17 protein-coding genes and 1 pseudogene are annotated in these 19,148 nt (G+C 72.3%); 9 read left to right on the top strand and 9 right to left on the bottom strand.

The genetic code is table 11. The features are described 5' to 3' along the window. Window positions 1-179 precede the first annotated feature (179 nt). The 3 genes from ACZ6JE_RS00860 to ACZ6JE_RS00850 are packed head-to-tail and all read left to right on the top strand — an operon-like array spanning window position 180 to window position 3,175. Window positions 180-1,301, top strand: a complete 1,122-nt coding sequence (locus ACZ6JE_RS00860; protein ID WP_464317957.1) for a LolA family protein — start codon at window positions 180-182, stop codon at window positions 1,299-1,301. Window positions 1,302-1,311: 10 nt separating this feature from the next. Further along, window positions 1,312-2,310, top strand: a complete 999-nt coding sequence (locus ACZ6JE_RS00855; RefSeq protein ID WP_464317956.1) for an ABC transporter ATP-binding protein — start codon at window positions 1,312-1,314, stop codon at window positions 2,308-2,310. After that, window positions 2,297-3,175, top strand: a complete 879-nt coding sequence (locus ACZ6JE_RS00850; RefSeq protein ID WP_464317955.1) for an ABC transporter permease — start codon at window positions 2,297-2,299, stop codon at window positions 3,173-3,175. Before ACZ6JE_RS00855 ends, ACZ6JE_RS00850 begins: the two co-directional genes overlap by 14 nt. Before the next feature lie 21 nt (window positions 3,176-3,196). Here the strand turns inward: ACZ6JE_RS00850 and ACZ6JE_RS00845 are convergent, their stop codons facing one another. From ACZ6JE_RS00845 to ACZ6JE_RS00815, 7 genes are read right to left on the bottom strand one after another with little or no spacing between them, the layout of a single operon-like run. Further along, window positions 3,197-4,123, bottom strand: a complete 927-nt coding sequence (locus ACZ6JE_RS00845) for an acetamidase/formamidase family protein (protein WP_464317954.1) — start codon at window positions 4,121-4,123, stop codon at window positions 3,197-3,199. Beyond that, on the bottom strand, window positions 4,120-5,031 hold the full coding sequence (locus tag ACZ6JE_RS00840) for a GntR family transcriptional regulator (RefSeq protein ID WP_464317953.1): 912 nt from the start codon (window positions 5,029-5,031) through the stop codon (window positions 4,120-4,122). The genes ACZ6JE_RS00845 and ACZ6JE_RS00840 overlap by 4 nt, the downstream gene beginning before the upstream one ends. Next, window positions 5,012-6,679: a dipeptide ABC transporter ATP-binding protein gene (locus ACZ6JE_RS00835; RefSeq protein ID WP_464317952.1), complete on the bottom strand. Its 1,668-nt coding sequence runs from the start codon at window positions 6,677-6,679 to the stop codon at window positions 5,012-5,014. The genes ACZ6JE_RS00840 and ACZ6JE_RS00835 overlap by 20 nt, the downstream gene beginning before the upstream one ends. Beyond that, the gene (locus tag ACZ6JE_RS00830; protein ID WP_464317951.1) at window positions 6,663-8,579 is read right to left on the bottom strand and encodes a gamma-glutamyltransferase family protein; all 1,917 of its coding nucleotides are present in this window, start codon (window positions 8,577-8,579) and stop codon (window positions 6,663-6,665) included. The genes ACZ6JE_RS00835 and ACZ6JE_RS00830 overlap by 17 nt, the downstream gene beginning before the upstream one ends. Window positions 8,580-8,584: 5 nt before the next feature. Then, window positions 8,585-9,460: an ABC transporter permease gene (locus ACZ6JE_RS00825; protein ID WP_192059690.1), complete on the bottom strand. Its 876-nt coding sequence runs from the start codon at window positions 9,458-9,460 to the stop codon at window positions 8,585-8,587. Further along, window positions 9,460-10,413 carry an ABC transporter permease gene (locus ACZ6JE_RS00820; RefSeq protein ID WP_464317950.1) on the bottom strand — a complete coding sequence of 318 codons (954 nt, stop codon included), beginning with the start codon at window positions 10,411-10,413 and terminating at the stop codon, window positions 9,460-9,462. Before ACZ6JE_RS00820 ends, ACZ6JE_RS00825 begins: the two co-directional genes overlap by 1 nt. Window positions 10,414-10,417: 4 nt before the next feature. After that, a complete protein-coding gene (locus ACZ6JE_RS00815) occupies window positions 10,418-12,067 on the bottom strand; it encodes an ABC transporter substrate-binding protein (RefSeq protein ID WP_464317949.1) in 1,650 nt (549 codons plus the stop codon). 279 nt (window positions 12,068-12,346) lie between these two features. Between ACZ6JE_RS00815 and ACZ6JE_RS00810 the strand changes: the two genes are divergently transcribed. Continuing rightward, complete coding sequence (locus tag ACZ6JE_RS00810) at window positions 12,347-14,014, top strand: glycoside hydrolase family 53 protein (protein WP_464317948.1); 1,668 nt, start codon at window positions 12,347-12,349, stop codon at window positions 14,012-14,014. Between the two features lie 197 nt (window positions 14,015-14,211). Further along, window positions 14,212-14,703, top strand: coding sequence for a MarR family winged helix-turn-helix transcriptional regulator (locus tag ACZ6JE_RS00805; RefSeq protein ID WP_192059682.1), 492 nt, complete (start codon window positions 14,212-14,214; stop codon window positions 14,701-14,703). 124 nt (window positions 14,704-14,827) lie between these two features. Here ACZ6JE_RS00805 and ACZ6JE_RS00800 read toward each other — a convergent pair whose 3' ends face one another. After that, on the bottom strand, window positions 14,828-15,523 hold the full coding sequence (locus ACZ6JE_RS00800; protein ID WP_464317947.1) for an SDR family NAD(P)-dependent oxidoreductase: 696 nt from the start codon (window positions 15,521-15,523) through the stop codon (window positions 14,828-14,830). A 78-nt stretch (window positions 15,524-15,601) separates the two neighbouring features. On the opposite strand from ACZ6JE_RS00800, the gene ACZ6JE_RS00795 reads away from it, so the two are divergent. Beyond that, entirely contained in the window at window positions 15,602-15,895 is a 294-nt protein-coding gene (locus tag ACZ6JE_RS00795; RefSeq protein WP_192059678.1) for a hypothetical protein, read from the top strand. Window positions 15,896-16,106: 211 nt separating this feature from the next. After that, window positions 16,107-16,337: a hypothetical protein gene (locus ACZ6JE_RS00790; protein WP_243213810.1), complete on the top strand. Its 231-nt coding sequence runs from the start codon at window positions 16,107-16,109 to the stop codon at window positions 16,335-16,337. Window positions 16,338-16,365: 28 nt separating this feature from the next. On the opposite strand, the gene ACZ6JE_RS00785 is transcribed toward ACZ6JE_RS00790, so the two are convergent. Continuing rightward, window positions 16,366-17,991, bottom strand: coding sequence for an ABC-F family ATP-binding cassette domain-containing protein (locus tag ACZ6JE_RS00785; protein WP_464317946.1), 1,626 nt, complete (start codon window positions 17,989-17,991; stop codon window positions 16,366-16,368). Between the two features lie 111 nt (window positions 17,992-18,102). Between ACZ6JE_RS00785 and msrB the strand changes: the two are divergent. Further along, window positions 18,103-18,573, top strand: a pseudogene (gene msrB / locus ACZ6JE_RS00780) (peptide-methionine (R)-S-oxide reductase MsrB); the annotation flags it as partial. Then, window positions 18,550-19,107: a peptide-methionine (S)-S-oxide reductase MsrA gene (msrA, locus tag ACZ6JE_RS00775; protein WP_055795496.1), complete on the top strand. Its 558-nt coding sequence runs from the start codon at window positions 18,550-18,552 to the stop codon at window positions 19,105-19,107. The pseudogene msrB and the gene msrA, both read left to right, overlap by 24 nt. The last annotated feature ends 41 nt before the right edge of the window (window positions 19,108-19,148 follow it).

Genomic DNA, 19,148 nt, shown 5'->3' with positions numbered 1-19,148 from the left:
GCACCGGGCGAGCCGGACGTCGGCACGACCGTCGACGCCCGCCTCGGCCTCGTCCCCGGATGGCCTGTCTCGACGTCGAACCACCGGTGTCGCGTCTGCCAGTCATCTCCAGGGTTCACGCGTAGCCTGCCGCCCAGTCGTCGACCCGCCCGCGGTCCGATGCGAGAGGCCCGATCGTCATGAAGAAGTCAGCACGCTGGATCCCCGCCGCCGCGATCCCCGTGGCCGTCATCGCCGCCGGCATCGTCGTCCCTTCGATGGCGGCCAGCGCCGACGTCGATCTGCCCGACAAGACCCCTCAGCAGGTGCTGGCACTCGCGGCGGGCAGCTCGGGCGTGGCCTTCTCGGGCACGGTCGAGCAGACGTCCGACCTCGGGTTGCCCGACATCCCCTCGTCCCTGCAGGGCGGCTCGTCGACCGGCGAGTCGACCTCGGATGCGCTCGAGATGCTGACCGGCAGCCACACCGCCCAGGTCTTCGTCGACGGTGAGGCGCGACAGCGCGTGCAGGTGGTCGACGACCTCTCCGAGCGCGACGTCATCCGGGATGGCCGCGACCTGTGGTCGTACGACTCGACCTCGAAAGACGCCACGCACACCACGCTGCCCGACGCGTCGTCCCGCGACCTGCCCGACACCCTGGCCGACGGCACGGCCGTGCCGCAGACACCGTCCGAGCTCGCCGACGCCGTCCTCGACGCCGTGGGCGACACCACGACGGTCACCAGCTCCGACGACGTGTCCGTCGCCGGTCGCGACGCGTACCGGGTCGTCCTGACCCCCGACGACGCCGACACGCTCGTCGCCCGGGCGACCCTCACCGTCGACGCCGAGACGGGTGTGCCGCTGGCCGTGACCGTCGACGCGCGGGGGCAGGACGACCCGGCCATCTCGGTGGCCCTGACCTCCGTGTCGTTCGAGACCCCCGCCTCCTCGGTCTTCGAGTTCACTCCCCCGGCCGACGCGACCGTGACCGAGGTCGCCGCGCCCGCCGAGGGCCGGGAGGCGCACGGCGGCGAGCACGCCGAGCCCGTGGTGATCGGCTCGGGCTGGTCGACCGTGGTGGGTCTCGACGGCGCGACGTCGGTCGCCGGGTCCGCCCCCGCCGACGGATCGGCCTCGGGCGGCGACCAGGGCGACCGGTCGGCCCTGCTCGACCAGGTGATGACCCGGGTCGACGGCGGCCGGGTGCTGCAGACCTCCCTCGTCTCGGTCTACCTCAGCGACGACGGGCGCGTCTTCGTGGGCGCCGTCGACGCCGAGACCCTGCAGGCGGCGGTCGCGTCGGCACCCGCCGAGTGACGCCGCTCGCGTGACCCCCGCACCCCCATCGGCCGCATCGGCGGCGCCGCTGGCCATCGAGACGTCGTCGCTGACGAAGTCGTTCGGTCGGCAGCAGGCCGTCGCCGACGTCGATCTCGCCGTGCCGGCGGGCAGCGTCTACGGCTTCCTGGGGCCGAACGGCTCAGGCAAGACCAGCACGATCCGGATGCTCCTCGGGCTGACGTCGGCGACGAGCGGCGACATCAGGGTGCTCGGCGGTGCGATGCCCGACCGTGCCCGCGACGTACTGCCCCGGGTGGGCGCCCTGGTCGAGGGACCGGCCTTCTATCCGTTCCTCTCGGGGCGGGCGAACCTGCACCGGCTCGACTCGGCCGACCGCACGGCGCCCGCGGCGACCCGCACCGCCCGGGTCGACGCAGCGCTCGATCGGGTGGGCCTCGGGCACGCCGCGTCGAAGAAGGCGCACGCGTACTCGCTCGGCATGAAGCAGCGCCTCGGCATCGCCAACGCCCTGCTCATGCCCCGTGATCTGCTGGTGCTCGACGAGCCGAGCAACGGGCTCGACCCGCAGGGCACCCGCGAGGTCCGCACCCTGATCCGCTCGCTGGCCGACGAGGGGACGACCGTCTTCGTGTCGAGCCACCTGCTGGCCGAGGTCGAGCAGATGTGCACCCACATCGGGGTCATGAGCGCGGGTCGGCTGCTCACCCAGGGCACCCTCGACGATCTCCGCGCGATCGGCACGCACCGGGTGAGGCTGCTCACCCCCGATCCCGACGATGCGCGCGTCGTGCTCCGTCGACTCGGACTCGCCCCGGAGGCGCGGGTGCGGCCGACCGACCGGCCCGAGTCGACGGCCGCCGAGCTGGTCGAGGCCGACCTCGTCGGCGACGGGCCGTCGCCGGAGGCCGTCGTGGCAGCGCTCGTCGCCGCCGACGTGCGGGTGCGCGGCTTCGAGGTCACCGGCGCCAGCCTGGAGGAGCGCTTCGTCGATCTGACCGGGGAGGGCTTCGATGTCGCCGGCTGAACCCGTACCCGCCCCGCAGGCGGACGGCCTCCGCCGCCGCGGGACGGGGCTGTCCCTGCTCCGCAGCGAGGTCGTCGTGCTCTTCGGACGGGTGCGGACGATCGCCCTGCTCGGCGCCCTGGCGCTCATCCCCGTCCTCCTGGCGATCGCCGTGCGGGTGACGACCGACGACGCGTCCGGCGGCTCCTCCGGAGGCCCGGCGTTCCTCGGCGACATCACGCGGAACGGCCTCTTCGTGTCGTTGACCGCCCTGACCGTGGCGATCCCGCTGTTCCTCCCCCTGACCGTCGGCGTCGTCGCGGGAGACACGATCGCGGGCGAGGCGGGTCTCGGCACCCTGCGGTACCTGCTGGTCTCGCCGGTGGGCCGGGTGCGCCTCCTGCTCGTCAAGTTCGCCGGAGCCGCGCTCTTCTGCCTGGCCGGCACCCTCGTGCTCGTGGTGTTCGGGGCCATCGCGGGCGCCGCGCTGTTCCCGGTCGGACCGGTGACCCTGCTCTCGGGCCAGACGATCGGCTACGGCGACTACGCGCTGCGGATGCTGATGATGGCGCTGTACGTCACCCTCTCGCTGCTCGGGCTGAGCGCCGTCGGGCTCTTCATCTCGACGCTCACGAGCGTGCCGGTGGGTGCCATGGCCGCCACCATCGTGCTCTCGACGGTGGCGCAGATCGTCGACGCGCTGCCGCAGCTGGACTTCCTCGACCCGTGGCTGTTCACGCACTACTGGCTGGGCTTCGCGGACCTCCTGCGCGACCCGGTGTCGTGGGCGAACTTCGCCGACAACGCCCTGCTGCAGGGCGGCTACATCCTCGTCTTCAGCGCCCTGGCCTTCGGCAGGTTCACCACGAAGGACATCCTGAGCTGAACCGACCCGGGGGCGCTGAGGTCAGACGCCGAGGGCTCCGGTCGGCAGCAGCGCGTGGACTCCCCACGTCTGATTCGCGACCTGGGTCACCCGCAGGTCGACGACGGCGCTCGAGAGGGCCAGGGCGGTCGCCCGGTCGACGTCGAGCAGGGTCGCCAGCCACGTGACCATGGCATCGAGGGCATCACCGGTGGCGACGTCGAGATCGGCGTCGAAGCCGAACGTGATGCGCCCCGCGGGGGTCTCGGCGTGGATCGACGGGACGGGGCGGTCATCGACCAGGTCGAGCCGCACCTCCGTCGTCACCGGGCACTCGATCGCCGTGCCCCCGACCTCGCCGTCGCCCTGGGCGGCGTGCCCGTCGCCGAGGTAGACGAGGGCGTCGGCGACCTGCACGGGCAGGTAGAGCGTCGAACCCGCGACGAGCTCACGGCAGTCGATGTTGCCGCCGGCCGCAGCCCGAGGCGGGGTCGTCGAGTGCTCCCCCGGCTCCGCCGGTGCGACGCCGGTCACTCCGAGGAACGGCGCGAGAGGCACCTGCCAGCCCCGGCTCTCGACCGCGACGCCCGCGTCGGCGTCGATCTCCCAGAGCAGCCACGCCGGCGCGACGTCGGCGAGACCGAGACGGGTGGTGACAGGAGTCTCGCGACCGCCGGCGACCGTCCAGCCCCACTCGCCGGGCCGCACGTCGTCGAAGTGCACTGCGAGCGTCTGGCCGGGCCGCGCACCGCGGACGGCGATCGGACCCGTGAGAGCGTGCCCCCGCGCCTCGGCGAAGAGCCGCGGTCGCGCCTCGCCCGGCACGGTCTGCCGTTCGAGGTGCCCCGACGCGTCGAGCGACCCGACCACCACCGTGTCTCCGGCGTCGACGGCGAGGACGGGGCGGTGGTCGCGCGAGTAGACGTCGTTCGTGGTCTCGGACGTCGGGTCGAGCCGATGCCGGGTCACGACGCGCCCCCGTCGGTCGGCGCGAGGCCCGCGCCTGCGACGCCCGCGCCCGCGACGCCCACGCCCGCGGCGGCCGGCGTGTCGACGACGGGCGTGTTCGAGGCCGCGGCCGACGCGACGACCGGCGGCGTGGCCCGCAGCTCGTCCACGACCGACGCCGGCACGGTGCGACTGAGGTACCCGATGCGCGATTCGCGCACGTGCCACCCCATCCGCTCGGCCGCCCGGTCGGGGTCGCCGGCGTCGATGGCCGACAGGATGACGCGGTGGTCGGGCCAGAGCCTTTTGCCCCGCGAGAACGTGTCGAGGGCGTAGAGCCACTCGATCTTGCGCGACAGCTGACGCAGCAGGGTGGCGAGCGTGCTGCTGCCGCTCAGCTCGGCCACGCCGAAGTGGAACCGCTCGTTGAGCCCGACCAGCCGGTCGAGATCGTCGTCGGCGACCGCCTGGTCGCCGTCGGCCAGGATGCGCTCGAGCGACCGGCGGGTGCGCCACCAGTCCTCCGGCGGCGCATCGACGGTGAACAGCGCCCGCGCCCGCGTGGCGGCCCGGCGGGCGGTGGCGATCTCGAGCGCCTCGCGCACGGCGAAGAGGTCGTCGGCCTCGTCGACGGGGATCTCCGCGACCCGCGATCCGACGTTGGGCGTCGACTCGACGAAGCCCTCGGCCTCGAGACCCCGGAGGGCCTCGCGCACCGGTACCCGCGAGACCCCGTGACGATCGGCCAGCGAGGCCTCGGTGATGCGGGTGCCCGGCTGCAGCGCCCCGGTCACGATCTCGCGTCGCACGGCGTCGAGCAGACTCACCGGCGGCGACGAGGGCTCGACCGTCGCATCGGGCCCCGGAGCCGAGGAGGCGCGGGTCGTCTCGTCAGGACGATCGGGTCGGTCAGACGGCCAGGCTGGCACCGGGTATCGCTCCTAGCAGTTCATGGGTGTACTCGTCGCGGGGCGAGAGGAACACGTCGTCGACGCTGCCGCGCTCGACGATGCCGCCCCGGCGCATCACGACCACACTATGGGCGATCTGCCGCACGACGGCGAGGTCGTGCGTGATGAACAGGTAGCTGAGCCCCAGCCGGGTCTGCAGATCGGCGAGCAGATCGAGGATCTGCTCCTGCACGAGCACGTCGAGGGCCGAGACGGCCTCGTCGCAGATCAGCAGCTCGGGCTCGAGGGCGAGGGCCCGGGCGATCGCGACCCGCTGACGCTGACCGCCGGACAGCTCGTTGGGTCGGCTCTGGGCGACCGACCTCGGCAGGGCGACCTGGTCGAGCAGCTCGGCCACGCGCCTCCTGCGGGTCGACCGGTCGCCGACCCCGAAGATGCGGAGCGGCTCGTCGATCAGCCGCTCGACCGGGTAGGTGGGGTCGAGCGAGCCGTACGGGTCCTGGAAGACGGGCTGCACCCGGCGTCGCAGGGCGCGACGGGCCGCCCCGCGACTGGCGGTGATGCTCTCGCCGTCGACGAGGGCCGTCCCGCTGGTCGCGGGCTCGATGCCGAGCACCATGCGGGCCAGCGTCGTCTTGCCCGACCCCGACTCGCCGACCACGGCGGTGGTCGTGCCTCGCGGCACCGCGAACGAGATGCCGTCGACGGCCCGCACGGTCTCGCCGCGGCGACCGCGCAGGCGGTACTCCTTGACCAGGTCGGTGACGGTGAGGATGTCGTCCGCGGCGGTCGGAGCGTCGTCTCCGATGGGCTCGTCCGCCCTGAGCGCGGCGGCCGCGGCGACCGTCGGGGCGGCCGCGACCAGTCGCTTCGTGTACTCGTGCTGCGGGTCGAGCAGGATCTGCCGCGGCGTCCCGGTCTCGACGACGCGGCCCTCGAGCATCACGACGATGCGGTCGGTGCGATCGGCCGCGACCCCGAGGTCGTGCGTGATGAACAGCAGCGACGTGCCGTGGGCGTCGACGAGCGTCTGCAGATGGTCGAGGATGGTGCGCTGCACCGTGACGTCGAGGGCCGAGGTCGGCTCGTCGGCGATCAGCAGCTCGGGGCGACGGGCGAGCGCGACGGCGATCAGCACGCGCTGCCGCATCCCACCCGAGAACTCGTGCGGGTACTGACCCGACCGGCGGGCCGCGTCGGGGATGCCGGCTTCGGTCATCAGCTCGACGACGCGATCGGCCACGGCCGCCCGCCCCCGGGCCCCGCCCGCCCGCAGCCCGTCGGCGATCTGGGCCCCGACGGTCATCGAGGGGTTCAGGTTGGTCGAGGGGTCCTGCGGCACGAGACCGATCCGGGCGCCGCGCACCGACCGCATCCGCGCCTCCCCGGCGGTCGTCAGCTCGTCGTCGCCCAGGCGGATCGTGCCGCCCGTGATCCGCCCTGCACCCGGCAGCAGGCTCAGCACGGCCGCGACGACGGTCGACTTGCCCGAGCCCGACTGCCCGACGATGGCGACGCGCTCGCCGCGGGCCACGTCGAGATCGACGCCGTGCACGACGGGCCGGTCGCCGAACGACACCTGCAGATCGCGGACGCTCAGGAGGGGCGCGCCGGCGGACGCGTCGGTGGTCGTCGTCGAGACGGTGCGGTCAGCGTCCTGCGGCATAGGCCTGTGCTCCTCGGGGGTTGGCGGCGGCGGACAGCACGCCCGTCGCGGGGTCTCGGGTGACGCTCGACAGGCGGCCGAGCGACCAGTCGCCGGCCCGGGTGACGCGGTGTCCGCGCGACTCGAGGTCGGCGATCACGTCGTCGCCGAGGCGGTCCTCGACGACCACGCCGCCCGGGGTCCAGGTGCGCGGCCAGAACGAGCCGGGGAACGACGTGGTGTGCAGAGCGGGGGCGTCGATGGCCTGCTGGGGCGTGTACCCGCCGACGATCGTGCGCAGCAGGTAGAGCAGCTGCCACTGGTCCTGCTGGTCGCCGCCGGGTGAGCCGAGCGCGACGACCGGCCGACCGTCGCGCAGCACGAGGGTCGGGGTGAGGGTGGTGCGCGGTCGGCGACCGGGCTCGAGCGTCGACGCGGTGCCCTCGTCGAGCCAGGCCATCTGCAGACGGCTGCCGAGGCAGAAGCCGAGGGCGGGGATCGTCGGTGACGACTGCAGCCAGCCGCCCGACGGCGTCGCCGAGACGATGTTGCCCCACCGGTCGACGACGTCGATGTGGCAGGTGTCGCCGCGGGTCGCCCCCGTGGCGTCGACGACGGGCTCGGCGGAGGCCGCGGCGACGGGGTCGTCGTCGGCGGGCGTCTCGGCGAACGACCCGACGGTCGGCTCGCCGACGCCGGCGACGGCCCCGGCCGCCTCGTCGTCGGTCCGGAGCGCTGCGAGCGGCCGAGCGCCCGCGACGAGGTCGCCCGGTCGCAGCTCGAGCGAGGCCCGCGCGCCGATGAGCGCACGCCGCGCCTCCGCGTACTCCGACGAGAGCAGGGCGTCGAGGGGCACGTCGTGGTCGCCGTAGTAGGCCTCGCGATCGGCCATGGCGAGCTTCTGCGCCTCGACGATCGTGTGCGCGCCGTCGGCGGTCGACGGGTCGAGCAGGTCGTCGGGAAGCGGGTCGAGCAGTGCGAGCACCTGGAGCAGCGCCGGGCCCTGCCCCCAGGCGCCGGTCTTGGCGACGGTGTGCCCGCGGAACTCCACGGTCGCCGCCGGCTCGAACCCGGCGCGGAACGCCGAGAGGTCCGAGGCGCGGATCACCCCGGCGTGATCGGTGCCCGACGAGTGACGGTGCGGGCGGCGGACGAACTCGTCGATCGAGCGGGCGACGAGCCCCTCGGCCCACTCCGTCCGGGCCGCCTCGATGCGGTCCGCGCGATCCCGGCGGGCGTCGTCGGTGACCGGCGCCGCGCCTCCTCGGCTCGTGTCGACCGCCGCGTCGGCGGACCCGCCGGCGGCGATCAGCCCCTCGAGGACGGCGGCGTAGGCCGGGTTCGTGACGAGGTCGCCGGGCTCGGGCGGGCGCCCGTCGACGAGCCAGCGGTCGGCCGAGGTGGGCCAGTGCTCGGTGAAGAGCTCGCCGACCGCGCCGATCGTCTCGGTGACGCGGGCGGTGATCGGGTGACCGTCGCGGGCGTAGCCGATGGCGTAGGCGAGCACGTCGCCGAGCTCCCATGTGCCGTGGTCGCGCAGCAGCAGCAGCCACGCGTCGACCGCACCGGGCACGGCCGCGGCGAGCGCCCCCGCTCCCGGCACGAGGTCGAGGCCCTCGGCGCGGTAGTGCTCGACGGTTGCTGCGGCCGGCGCGGGCCCCTGACCCATCAGCACGGTCGGGGCGCCCGGGGCGTCGGCGGTGGCGAAGACGGCCGTCAGGTCGCCGCCCGGTCCGTTGAGATGGGGTTCGACGACGTGCAGCACGAAGGCGCCGGCGACGGCGGCGTCGAACGCGTTGCCGCCGCGTTCGAGCACGGCCTGGGCCGAGGCGGTCGCGAGCCAGTGGGTGCTGGCCGTCATGCCGAAGGTGCCGACCAGATCGGGGCGGGTGGTGAACGCCGGAGGCGCGGTGTAGGTCACTGGGGTCAGTTCCGTTCGCTGGAGGTCGGGTCGAGCGCATCGCGCAGCGCGTCGCCGAAGAGGTTGAAGCCGAGGCAGATCGCGGCGATCGCGAGACCGGGCACCACGGCGGCGGTGGGCGCCCGCCCGAGGTACTGCTGCGCGTCGCTGAGCATGATGCCCAGACTGGCCGTCGGCGGCTGGATGCCGAGTCCGAGGAACGACAGCAGCGCCTCGCCGATGACCGCGACCGGCATGATGACCGTGGCCTGCACGATGATCGCCGAGACGCAGTTCGGCAGCACGTGGGTGAAGATCACCCGGAGGCCGGTGGCGTCCATCGTGCGGGCGCCGAGCACGAAGTCGGTCGACGCGATGCGCATCGTCTCGCCGCGCACCACGCGGATCATCGTCGGGATCTGCGCGATGCCGAGGGCGACGACCGCGTTGCCGAGACTCGGGCCGCTGATCGCGGCGAGCGCCACCGCGATGATCAGGAACGGGAACGCGAGCATGACGTCGGTCAGGCGCCCGATGACGCCGTCGAGCCAGCGCCAGTAGCCGGCGAGCAGCCCGAGGGGCGTGCCGACGACCACGGCGAGCAGCACGCTGAGGACGCCGACGACGAGCGAGACCCGGATGCCGTAGAGCATGCGCGAGAGGATGTCGCGGCCGAGGTCGTCGGTGCCGAGCAGGTAGCCGACCGTGCCGGGCTGCTGGAACGGCGCGGCGAAGTTGACCTCGGTGGGGCCGTGCGGGGCGATCAGCGGCGCGAGGACGCCGAGGAGGAGCACCACGAGCAGCATGACGCCGCCGGCGACGCCGAGACGGTTGCGTCTCAGCTGACCCCAGACGCGGCCTCGGGCGGAGCCCAGCTCGGCCTGGATCGGGATGACGGTCATCAGGAGGCTCCTCCGACTCGGATGCGCGGGTTCAGGACGCTGTACAGCACGTCGACGACGAGGTTGATCACGATGTAGCCGAGGGTGATGACGAGCACGACGGCCTGGACGACGGGGTAGTCGCGGGTGAAGACCGAGTCGAGGGTGAGCTTGCCGAAGCCCGGCAGCGCGAAGATGCACTCGGTGACGACAGCCCCCGAGATGAGACCGCCGAGCTGCAGCCCGACGATGGTGACGACCACGATCATCGAGTTGCGGAGGCCGTAGCGCATCAGCACGCGCCCCCGGCCGAGGCCCTTCGCCCGGGCGGTGCGGACGTAGTCGGTCTTCATCGTCTCGATCATCGAGGCCCGGGTCTGCCGCATGATCACCGCGGCGAGCGACGTGCCGAGGATGAGGGCCGGCAGGGTCAGATGGACGAGGGCCTGGAACGGATCGACCGACACGGGCACGTAGCCGGAGGCGGGGAACAGCCCCAGCCCGACCGCGAGCCAGAGGATGGCGAGGATGCCGAGCCAGAAGTTCGGCACGCTGAGACCGACCAGGGCGGCCGCGTTGGCCATCCACTCGGGCCAGCGGCCGCGGTACCGCTCGGCGATCACGCCGAGCGCCACCCCGACGATCACGGCGACGACGATCGCGTAGAGCGAGAGCCAGAGCGTGACCGGCAGGGTCGCGGCGATCAGCTCGGTCACCGGCGTGCCGGTGCGGGTCGACTCGCCGAAGTCGCCGGTGAGGAAGTTGCCGACGAATCGGAGGTACTGGACCACGAGCGAGTCGTCGAGTCCGAGGTCGGTGCGGATGGCCGCGACGCGCTCGGGCGATGCCTCCTCACCCGCCAGGGCGAGGGCCGGGTCGCCCGGCAGCTGCCGGACGCCGACGAACACGACGATCGAGGCGAGCACCAGGGTCAGCACGGACTGCCACAGGCGGGTGAGGAGGTAGCGGGCCATCGGGTCAGTCCGCCTCGACGAAGGCGGCGTTGCTGAGGCGGACCACGCCGTCGGCGAAGGTGGAGACGCCGGCGATCTCGTTCGACAGCGCGGTCAGGCTGCGGACCCGGTAGAGGTAGATGATCGGGTCGTCCTCCTGCACCTGGGCGACGGCCTGACCGTAGAGGTCGGCGCGCTCGTCGACGTCGTTGGTCGCGGCGGCACGGGTCAGCAGGTCGTCGACCTCCTCCGAGCTGTAGCCGCTGTAGTTGTTGCCGCCACCCGTCGACAGGAAGTTGTACGTGTTGCCGTGCGGGTCGACGCGGCCCGACCAGCCGAGCTGCAGCGCCTCGAAGTCGCCTCGGGTCTGCACGTCGAGCAGGGTCGAGTACTCGACCGGCGTGATCGTCAGCTCGAAGCCGCCCTCGGCCACCTGGGCCTGCAGCGCCTGGGCGAACCGCACGGTGTCGGCGTTGTTGCTCACCTGCATGTCAATCGCGTACGGCGTCTCGACGCCGGCGTCCTCCAGCATCTGACGGGCGGCCTCCGGGTCGTACTCGGGGCAGGCGTCGCTGGCGTCGGTGGCGAACGGGCTGTCGGGCGAGATCGGCGAGCAGGCGGGGTCGTAGAGACCGCCGAAGATCGACGAGACGAGCGACTCGCGGTCGATCGACATCGACAGGGCCTGCCGCACCGTCGCGTCGGAGGCGAGCGGGGTGTCGATCTGCGCGGGGTCGGTGCCGACGCCGTCCTGGTTGCCGATGTTAACCGTCAGCCCCTGGTAGCCCAGCGAGCCGACCTCGAGCACGGTGAGCGCGTCGTCCGCCTTGAGCGACTCGACGTCCTGGGTCGACATCGAGTCGGCGACCTGCACGTCGCCGGACTGCAGATTGGCCGCCCGGATGCTCGCGTCGGTGATGATGCGGTAGGTGATGGAGTCGAAGTGGACGTTCTCGGCGTCGTAGTAGAGCGGGTCGCGCTCGACCGTGATCGAGGTCTGCGGCACCCGGTCGGCGAACTTGAACGGACCGACGCAGACCGGGGCGTCGCCGAAGTCGTCGCCCTGCGCCTCGAGGGCCGTGGGCGACATGATCATGCCGGCGCGGTCGGCCAGCGCGGCGGTCAGGGGCGCGAAGGGCTCGGAGTACTCGATCTCGACCTCGTCGTCGCCGACAGCCGTGATGCCCGTGATCGGCCCGAGCTCGCTGCGGCGCGACGAGTCCTCCTTGTCGAGGGCGCGCTGCAGCGTCGTCACGACGGCGTCGGCGTCGAGGGGCGTGCCGTCGGCGAAGACGGCGTCGGTGCGGACGGGGAAGCTCACCGTCAGTCCGTCGTCGGAGACCGTGGGCAGCTCGGTGGCGAGCATGGGCACGATCTGACCCTCGGCGTCGATGTCGTAGAGCTTCTGGCACATCGTCTCCATGACGTACCGGGTGTAGAGGGACGACGAGGTCGTCGGGTCGAGCCGGTCGGGCTCGGCCGAGAGGGCCATCACGAGGTCGCCGCCCTCGACGATCGTCTGGTCGCCGATGGCCGCGGTCGAGACGTCGTCGCGGGTCTCGTCGGAGCTGTCGGTGGTCTGGACGGCCTGGCAGCCGGTCACGGCGAGGGCCAGACCGAGGGCGGCCGCGGGCAGCGCGAGCACCCGGCGGCGGGAGTACGGGGAGCGGGACATGCGTGATCCAATGCTCGGGGTCGGGGCGGAGTGGATTGAATACAATCAGCCCCGATGACGCCCCTTCGTATACATCTTGTTACGACCGTGTAAAACGTCTCGGACCCGAGGAGGCGCGGGCTGACACCCCGAGACCCGCCAAGCTGGGATCGATAACAGGCCAACAACCCGTCGCATCCGCTTGCATTAAAGGCGTGTGGTCTTCCCCGAACCAGACAGGTCGTGCTAGAACTGGGAGCGCACACAGTCATGTGCGCTCATCGTCAAGGAGGACGACCGATGTCTCGATCCCATCGACCCACCCATCCGCTCCCGATCTCGCGGAGGCGGCTCGGCGTCGCCACCGGGGCGTTCGTGCTGACGGCGGCGCTCTGCGGAGGGCTCGCGCCGGCCGTCCCGGCATCGGCGGCCTCGGCGGACGACTCGACCCGCGCCTCCCGGGTCGCGGTCGCGAACCCCGGCTTCGAGTCCGGCCTGTCGGGCTGGGTCTCGAAGGGGAAGGGCACGGCCGCGCTCGAGACCGGCGGCCACGACTCCCCCACGCGCCTGACCCACCACCTGCCCTCGGCCGGTCAGGCGACGACGACCCAGAAGGTCAAGAAGGTCGCCCGCGGCTGGTGGACGTTCTCGGCCTGGGTGAAGAGCGGTGGCACGGCCGGGTCGAGCACGCTCTCGCTGACCGGCTGCGGCCAGGGCTCGAGCAAGGACGCCGCGGGCACGACGGTCGTCCCCTCGACCGAGTCCGACGACGGCTGGCTGCACCTCTCGGTGTCAGCCGAGGTCACCCACAGCCAGTGCACGCTGACCCTCACGACGGCGGGCGACGCCGGCTCGTGGGCGAGCATCGACGACGTCACGTTCACGCCGGGCCGGGTCACGCGGGAGATCCGCGGAGCCGACCTGTCGGGTCTGCCCCGCAACGAGGACAAGGGCGCGGTCTACCTCGACGCGCAGGGCCGACCGACCGACGCCGTCGAGCAGATCTCGGCGGCCGGGGCCAACATGGCGCGGCTGAAGGTCTGGGTCGACCCGACCGACGGCTACAACGACCAGGACGACGTGGTCGCCATGGCGAAGCGCATCGAGGCCTCGGGCATGGAGCTGCTCGTCGACTTCCACTACTCGGACCGCTGGACGGATCCGGGTGCGCAGACGATGCCGAAGGCCTGGGTCGGGCTGTCCGCACCCGAGGTCGCGACGCGGATCCACGACCACACGCGCAGCGTGCTCGACGCGCTGGCGGCCGAGGGCATCACGGCCGACGCCGTGCAGGTCGGCAACGAGATCAACCCCGGCATGGTGTGGCCGCTCGGCCAGACCTGGGACGTCGACCCGAGCGACGGGGTGAGCGGGGCCCAGTGGGACAACCTCGCGATGTTCCTCTCCGCAGGGTCCGCCGCCGTGCGCGAGGTGTCGCCCGACACCGACGTCGTGCTGCACCTCACGAACATCAACAACGGCATCGACGGGCTGACCTGGTGGTTCGACCAGGCCACCGCGCGCGGCGTCGACTTCGACGTGATCGGCCTGTCGTACTACTCGTACTGGCACGGCAGCCTCAGCGACCTGCAGCAGGCCGTGACGGTGCTGACCGCGCGGTACGACCGCGACGCCCTCGTCGTCGAGACCTCGTACCCCTGGACCCTCGCCGACGACCCCGACCACACCTGGGAGAACGTCGTCGCGCAGGCCTCGATGCTGACGGCCGGCTACCCCGCGACCCCCGCCGGTCAGGCCGCGAACTTCCGTGCCGTGCAGGACGTCGTGGCCTCCGCCCCCGGCGGGCGCGGCACCGGCGTCGTCGCGTGGGAGCCCGCGTGGACGGCCGTCGACGGCGCCGGCTGGGACCCGGACGACCCGACCTCGGGCAACGCCTGGGAGAACCAGGCCATGTGGGACTTCGACGGACGCCCGCTGCCGGCCCTCGACGAGTACGCCGCCGACTGACGTCGGCCGCCGACGGCCTCGAGGAGGCGCGGTGCGCGATCGCGTGCACCGCGCCTCCTCGGCCGCTCCCGGCGGCGACCCTCTCGGGCGGTCGTCGTCCGCTTCGCGAGAGCCCGGGTCGCCCGCCCCGTGGCTGACAGCGTCCCCGGCGTGCGTGGGGCATGATCGAGAGACCCTGAGACTCGATTGGACCAGTTGTGACCACCAGCGACGAAGTCGACCTGATCATCGACGCGTGGGCGCGGGTGCGACCCGACATCGACTTCGCCCCGCTCGACGTGTTCTCGCGGCTGCGGCGCATCTCGCGGCGGCTCGACCGTCTGCGCGCCGAGGCGTTCCGGCACGCCGACCTCGAGATCTGGGAGTTCGACGTGCTGTCCACGCTGCGACGAGCGGGCGATCCGTTCCAGCTGTCGCCGAAGGACCTCGTCGCGGCGACGATGGTCACGAGCGGCACGATGACGAACCGGCTCGACCGCCTGATGGAGCGAGAGCTCGTCGAGCGGCACTCCGACCCGCGCGACGGCCGCGCCGCGCTGATCCGCATCACACCCGCCGGCGTCGAGCGCGTCGACGCGGCGATGAGCCTGCTGGTCCAGGTCGAGCGGGCCCCGCTGGACTCCCTCTCGGCGCATCAGCAGGCCGAGCTCGCCGAGCTGCTGCGCGTGCTCGGGGCCGAGTTCGCCTGAGGCGCTCAGGCGCGTCTCCCGGGTGCGCGGCGCTTCGGCACCGCGTCGCGTGCATCGCACCGCGTCACGCCGAGGTGCGATGCTCACGGCGCGGTGCGGCGAGGTGTGGCGCCGTGCGGCCAGGTCAGTCGCGGGCGGGCGTGAACGCCGAGCTGGGGAGGTCCTTCTCGCCGTCGACGATGGCGCGGACGATGCGCGCGGCGACGTCGTCGGGCTCGAGCGCCGCACCGAAGGCGGGCGCGGTGCCGTCGACGGCGCGGGTCGCGAGCCCCGTGTCGGTGTGACCGGGTCGCGCGTCGAGCACGCGGACGCCCCGGCGGCGGTACTCGCGGGAGGCGGCGGAGACGAACGCCGCCAGCCCCGCCTTCGAGGCGGAGTACGCCGCCATGCCGGCTGTCGGCGACTCGCTGACCACGCCGCTGATCGTGACGACGAAGGGCTCGCGCCCGGCGGCGGCCGACTCGGCGAGCGCCTGCGACGCGTCGCGCAGCGCCCGGATCGGGCCGAGCATGTTGGTCTCCACGAGCTCGGCGAGCGTGTCGTCGGACACCTCGTCGGCCGGCCCGAAGGCGACGACGCCGGCTGCGACGACGACGCCGTCGAGACGACCGTGCGCCTGGAGCGCGGCGGCGACCAGCGACGCGGCGCCCTGCTCGGTGCGGAGATCGGCGAGGTAGGCGTCCGGGCCCGACAGCGAGTCGGGGCGGCGTGCGGCGCGAACCACGCGCGCTCCCTCGTCCTCCAGCATGGCGGCGATCCGCGAGCCGAGCCCGCCGGAGGCGCCGAGGACGAGCACGACGGCGTCGTTCAGATCGGTCATGGCCGGAGCCTACGCCGGGGTGACACCATGGAGGCGCGGGTCGACACCGGCCCTGCCGTCGCCGCCGAGAGGAGTCCCGTGACGAACGATCCGACGCGGATGCGCGACCAGCCCGCGCTCCGCACCTCGACCGGCACCGAGTGGCTCGTGATCGGGCTCGTGCTCGCCGGCATCAGCGTCGCCGTCCTGCTCTTCCAGGATCATGCGACGTCCGACGTGGTGGCCGCCGTCGTCGTCGCGCTCTACGTGGCCATGCTGGTCGTCCGCGTCACCGTGAGGCCGCGGCGCCCGCGCGTCACCGCGCTCGCCGTGCTGCTGGCGCTCATCCCGGTCGTCACCATCGCCGAGCTGCTCGCTCTGATCGTGCTCTGATCCGGTCTCTCCCGGTGCTGCGGCGGGTTCCCGTCCTCCGCGGCGGGTCAGCGCCGACCCGCCGTCGATGACGGGAACCCGCCGAAGCAGTAGCGGAGGCTCGAGCGTCACGCCGGGCGGCTCAGCGCTGACCCGCCGCCAGTGACGGGAACCCGCCGAAGCAGCAGCGGAGGCCCGAGCGGCACGCCGGGCGGGTACGTAGCATCGAGTGATGACCCCCGCAGCGCATCACGAGAACCAGTTCATCGCCGTCCTGCAGGGCGGCCCCTTCGACGGTCAGGAGCACGAGATCGACGTGGTCGACGGATCGATCCAGGACACCCTCTCGCTGCCGCAGACCGACACCGAGGTGCTGGCGAACTACAGCCGGGAGGACTCCCGGGTCGACGACGACGGTGTGGAGCGCATCGACTTCCGGTTCATCGAGGACACCTACAGCTGAGCCGAGCCCGCCGCGGGTCGCGTGGCCCTCAGACGGCGCTGAGCGCGAGCTCTCCGCGGCTCGCACCTTCGGCGCCGAAGACGAGTCGGCGGTTCGCGACCTTCTCGCTGAAGAACCGGTCGTGACTGACGACGACCACCGCCCCCGGGAAGTGGACGAGCGCGCGCTCCATCACCTGGGTGCTCGCCATGTCGAGGTGGTTGGTCGGCTCGTCGAGCAGCAGCACGGACGCCCCCGACAGCAGGCACTGGGCCATGGCGACGCGGGCCCGCTGGCCGCCCGACAGCGCGCCGATGCGCTGCTGCAGGTCGGCGTCCGAGAACTGGAACATCGCGAGGAACCGACCCACCGACTTCTTGGTGGCTCGCAGGGCGAGGCTGTCGGGCATCGCGTTCACCGAGTGGGTGACCGTGTCGGCGTCGTCGAGGTCGGCGAGCACCTGGTTGTACGAGACGACCTTCGCGCCGCCGGCCCAGTCGATGCGCCCGTGGTCGGCCTTCTCCTCGCCGGTCAGCACGCGCAGCAGCGTGCTCTTCCCGCTGCCGTTCGCGCCCACGACGACGAGCCGATGCCCGCGGCGGATCTCGAGATCGAGATCGTCGAACAGGACCTTGTCTCCGTAGGACTTCCCGAGACCGTCGATGCGGCAGAGGACGTCCTTGACGTGCAGACCGCCGTAGATCTCGGTGATGATCTGGTCGACGGGGCGCGGGGTGCGCTGCTTCTTGATCTTCGCCAGGTCTTTCGTGAGCCCGCCCGCGCCTCCGGACTTGGCGTTCTTCGCCGCCTTCGCGGCCTCGCGGCGGTCGCTGATGCCCTCCGACTCGAATGCGAGCAGCTCGGACTCGTGCGCGAACTGCTGCTCGAGGTTCTTCAAGCGGAACTGCTTCTGCACGACGTACTCGCCGAAGTCGCCGGGGTACTCGTGCAGGTGGAAGTTCTCGACCTCGACGATGCGGGTGACCACCTGGTCGAGGAACCGCCGATCGTGCGACACGACGATCGCGGCCCCGCGGAAGTCGCGGAACCACTGCTCGAGCCACTCGACCCCCGCGACGTCGAGGAAGTTCGTGGGCTCGTCGAGCAGCAGCACGTCGGGCTGCTGCAGCAGGATCTTGGCCAGGGCCGCCCGGTTGCGCCAGCCGCCGCTCAACGAGTCGATCGGCGTGGTGCGGTGCGCCGGGTCGAAGCCGAGCACCGTGAGCGCGGTGTCGATGCGCCGGGGGTACTCCCACCCGTCGAGGCGGTCCATCTCGGCGAAGAGCTCGGACTGCCGATCGATCAGCCGGGTCAGCTCGTCACCCTGCGCAGGGTCCATCGCGGCGACGGCGATGGCCGAGTCGATGTCGGCCAGCTCGGTCTCCATCGCGCGGATGTCGTCGAAGAGCCCCTCGAGCACCTCGGTGACCGTCGCGGTGCCGTCGAGCTCGCTGAACTGCGAGAAGTAGCCGAGCCTGGTGCCGTCGTCGACGACGACGGTGCCCTCGTCGGGCTGCACCTGATCGAGCACGAGCTTCAGCAGCGTCGACTTGCCCGACCCGTTGCGCCCGATCAGCCCCACCCGGTCGCCCGTCTCGAGACGGAAGAACGCCTCGCGCAGCACGGGTCGGTTCTCGAAGCGGACGGTGACGTCGTTCAGACGGATCAAGCTCATGCCCACCAGTCTCGCAGCCGCCGTCGGAACACCCGCGCCCCGACCGGTGTTGACCCCTCTGGAGTCACGCCCACCTCACCTGTGGAGGGACGGCTCCGAACAGGAGGCATGATGTCGAACGACTACCGGAAAGACCCCGACGCCCTCGCCCGGCTCACCCCGACGCAGCGTCGCGTCACGCAGGACGGCGGCACCGAGCCCGCGTTCCGCAACGAGTTCTGGGACTCCACCGACGCGGGCATCTACGTCGATCTCGTCTCGGGCGAACCCCTCTTCGTCTCGGGCGAACCCCTCTTCGCCTCGGTCGACAAGTTCGACAGCCGGAGCGGCTGGCCGAGCTTCACCCGCCCGATCGACGCCGAGAACGTCGTCGAGAAGCGCGAGGGGATGTTCTTCCTGCGGCGCACCGAGGTACGGTCGGCAGCGGGCGACAGCCACCTCGGTCACGTCTTCGCCGACGGCCCCACGGCGACCGGCGGCCTCCGTTACTGCATCAACTCGGCGGCTCTCCGCTTCGTCCCATACAGCTCTCTCGAAACCGAAGGATACGGTGCCTACATGACGCTCTTCTCCCCCGAATCCACTCCCGCGCCCAGCGGCACCACCGAGACGGCGATCCTCGCCGGCGGCTGCTTCTGGGGCGCCCAGCAGCTGCTCCGCCGTCGGCCCGGCATCGTCTCGACCCGCGTCGGCTACTCGGGCGGCAGCGTGAAGAACGCGACGTACCGCAACCACGCCGGTCACGCCGAGGCCGTCGAGATCGTCTTCGACCCGGGTCTGACCTCGTACCGCGAGATCCTCGAGTTCTTCTTCCAGATCCACGACCCGTCGACGAAGGACCGCCAGGGCAACGACGTGGGCGACAGCTACCGTTCGGCGATCTTCTTCACGACCGACGAGCAGCGCGCCACGGCCCTCGACACCATCGCCGACGTCGACGCCTCGGGCATCTGGCCCGGCAAGGTCGTCACCGAGGTCGCCCCGGCCGGCGACTTCTGGGAGGCCGAGGAAGAGCACCAGGACTACCTCGAGAAGGACCCGTTCGGCTACACCTGCCACTTCATCCGTCCGGGCTGGGTGCTGCCGAAGCGCGACCAGGCGGTCGCCGCGGGCTGACCCGTGACCTGCAGGAGGCGCGGTGCCGGTCGATCCGGCAC

It is taken from the genome of Frigoribacterium sp. AC759 (assembly GCF_979256015.1).
This window is presented reverse-complemented; position numbering and strand designations above follow the sequence as displayed.

Excerpts from the sequence above, each read along its gene's own strand:
- ACZ6JE_RS00860 (WP_464317957.1), top strand. The coding sequence starts at position 180 with ATGAAGAAGTCAGCACGCTGGATCCCCGCCGCCGCGATCCCCGTGGCC.
- ACZ6JE_RS00850 (WP_464317955.1), top strand. The coding sequence starts at position 2,297 with ATGTCGCCGGCTGAACCCGTACCCGCCCCGCAGGCGGACGGCCTCCGC.
- ACZ6JE_RS00835 (WP_464317952.1), bottom strand. The coding sequence starts at position 6,679 with ATGCCGCAGGACGCTGACCGCACCGTCTCGACGACGACCACCGACGCG.
- ACZ6JE_RS00825 (WP_192059690.1), bottom strand. The coding sequence starts at position 9,460 with ATGACCGTCATCCCGATCCAGGCCGAGCTGGGCTCCGCCCGAGGCCGC.
- ACZ6JE_RS00820 (WP_464317950.1), bottom strand. The coding sequence starts at position 10,413 with ATGGCCCGCTACCTCCTCACCCGCCTGTGGCAGTCCGTGCTGACCCTG.
- ACZ6JE_RS00815 (WP_464317949.1), bottom strand. The coding sequence starts at position 12,067 with ATGTCCCGCTCCCCGTACTCCCGCCGCCGGGTGCTCGCGCTGCCCGCG.
- ACZ6JE_RS00810 (WP_464317948.1), top strand. The coding sequence starts at position 12,347 with ATGTCTCGATCCCATCGACCCACCCATCCGCTCCCGATCTCGCGGAGG.
- ACZ6JE_RS00800 (WP_464317947.1), bottom strand. The coding sequence starts at position 15,523 with ATGACCGATCTGAACGACGCCGTCGTGCTCGTCCTCGGCGCCTCCGGC.
- ACZ6JE_RS00790 (WP_243213810.1), top strand. The coding sequence starts at position 16,107 with ATGACCCCCGCAGCGCATCACGAGAACCAGTTCATCGCCGTCCTGCAG.
- ACZ6JE_RS00785 (WP_464317946.1), bottom strand. The coding sequence starts at position 17,991 with ATGAGCTTGATCCGTCTGAACGACGTCACCGTCCGCTTCGAGAACCGA.
- msrA (WP_055795496.1), top strand. The coding sequence starts at position 18,550 with ATGACGCTCTTCTCCCCCGAATCCACTCCCGCGCCCAGCGGCACCACC.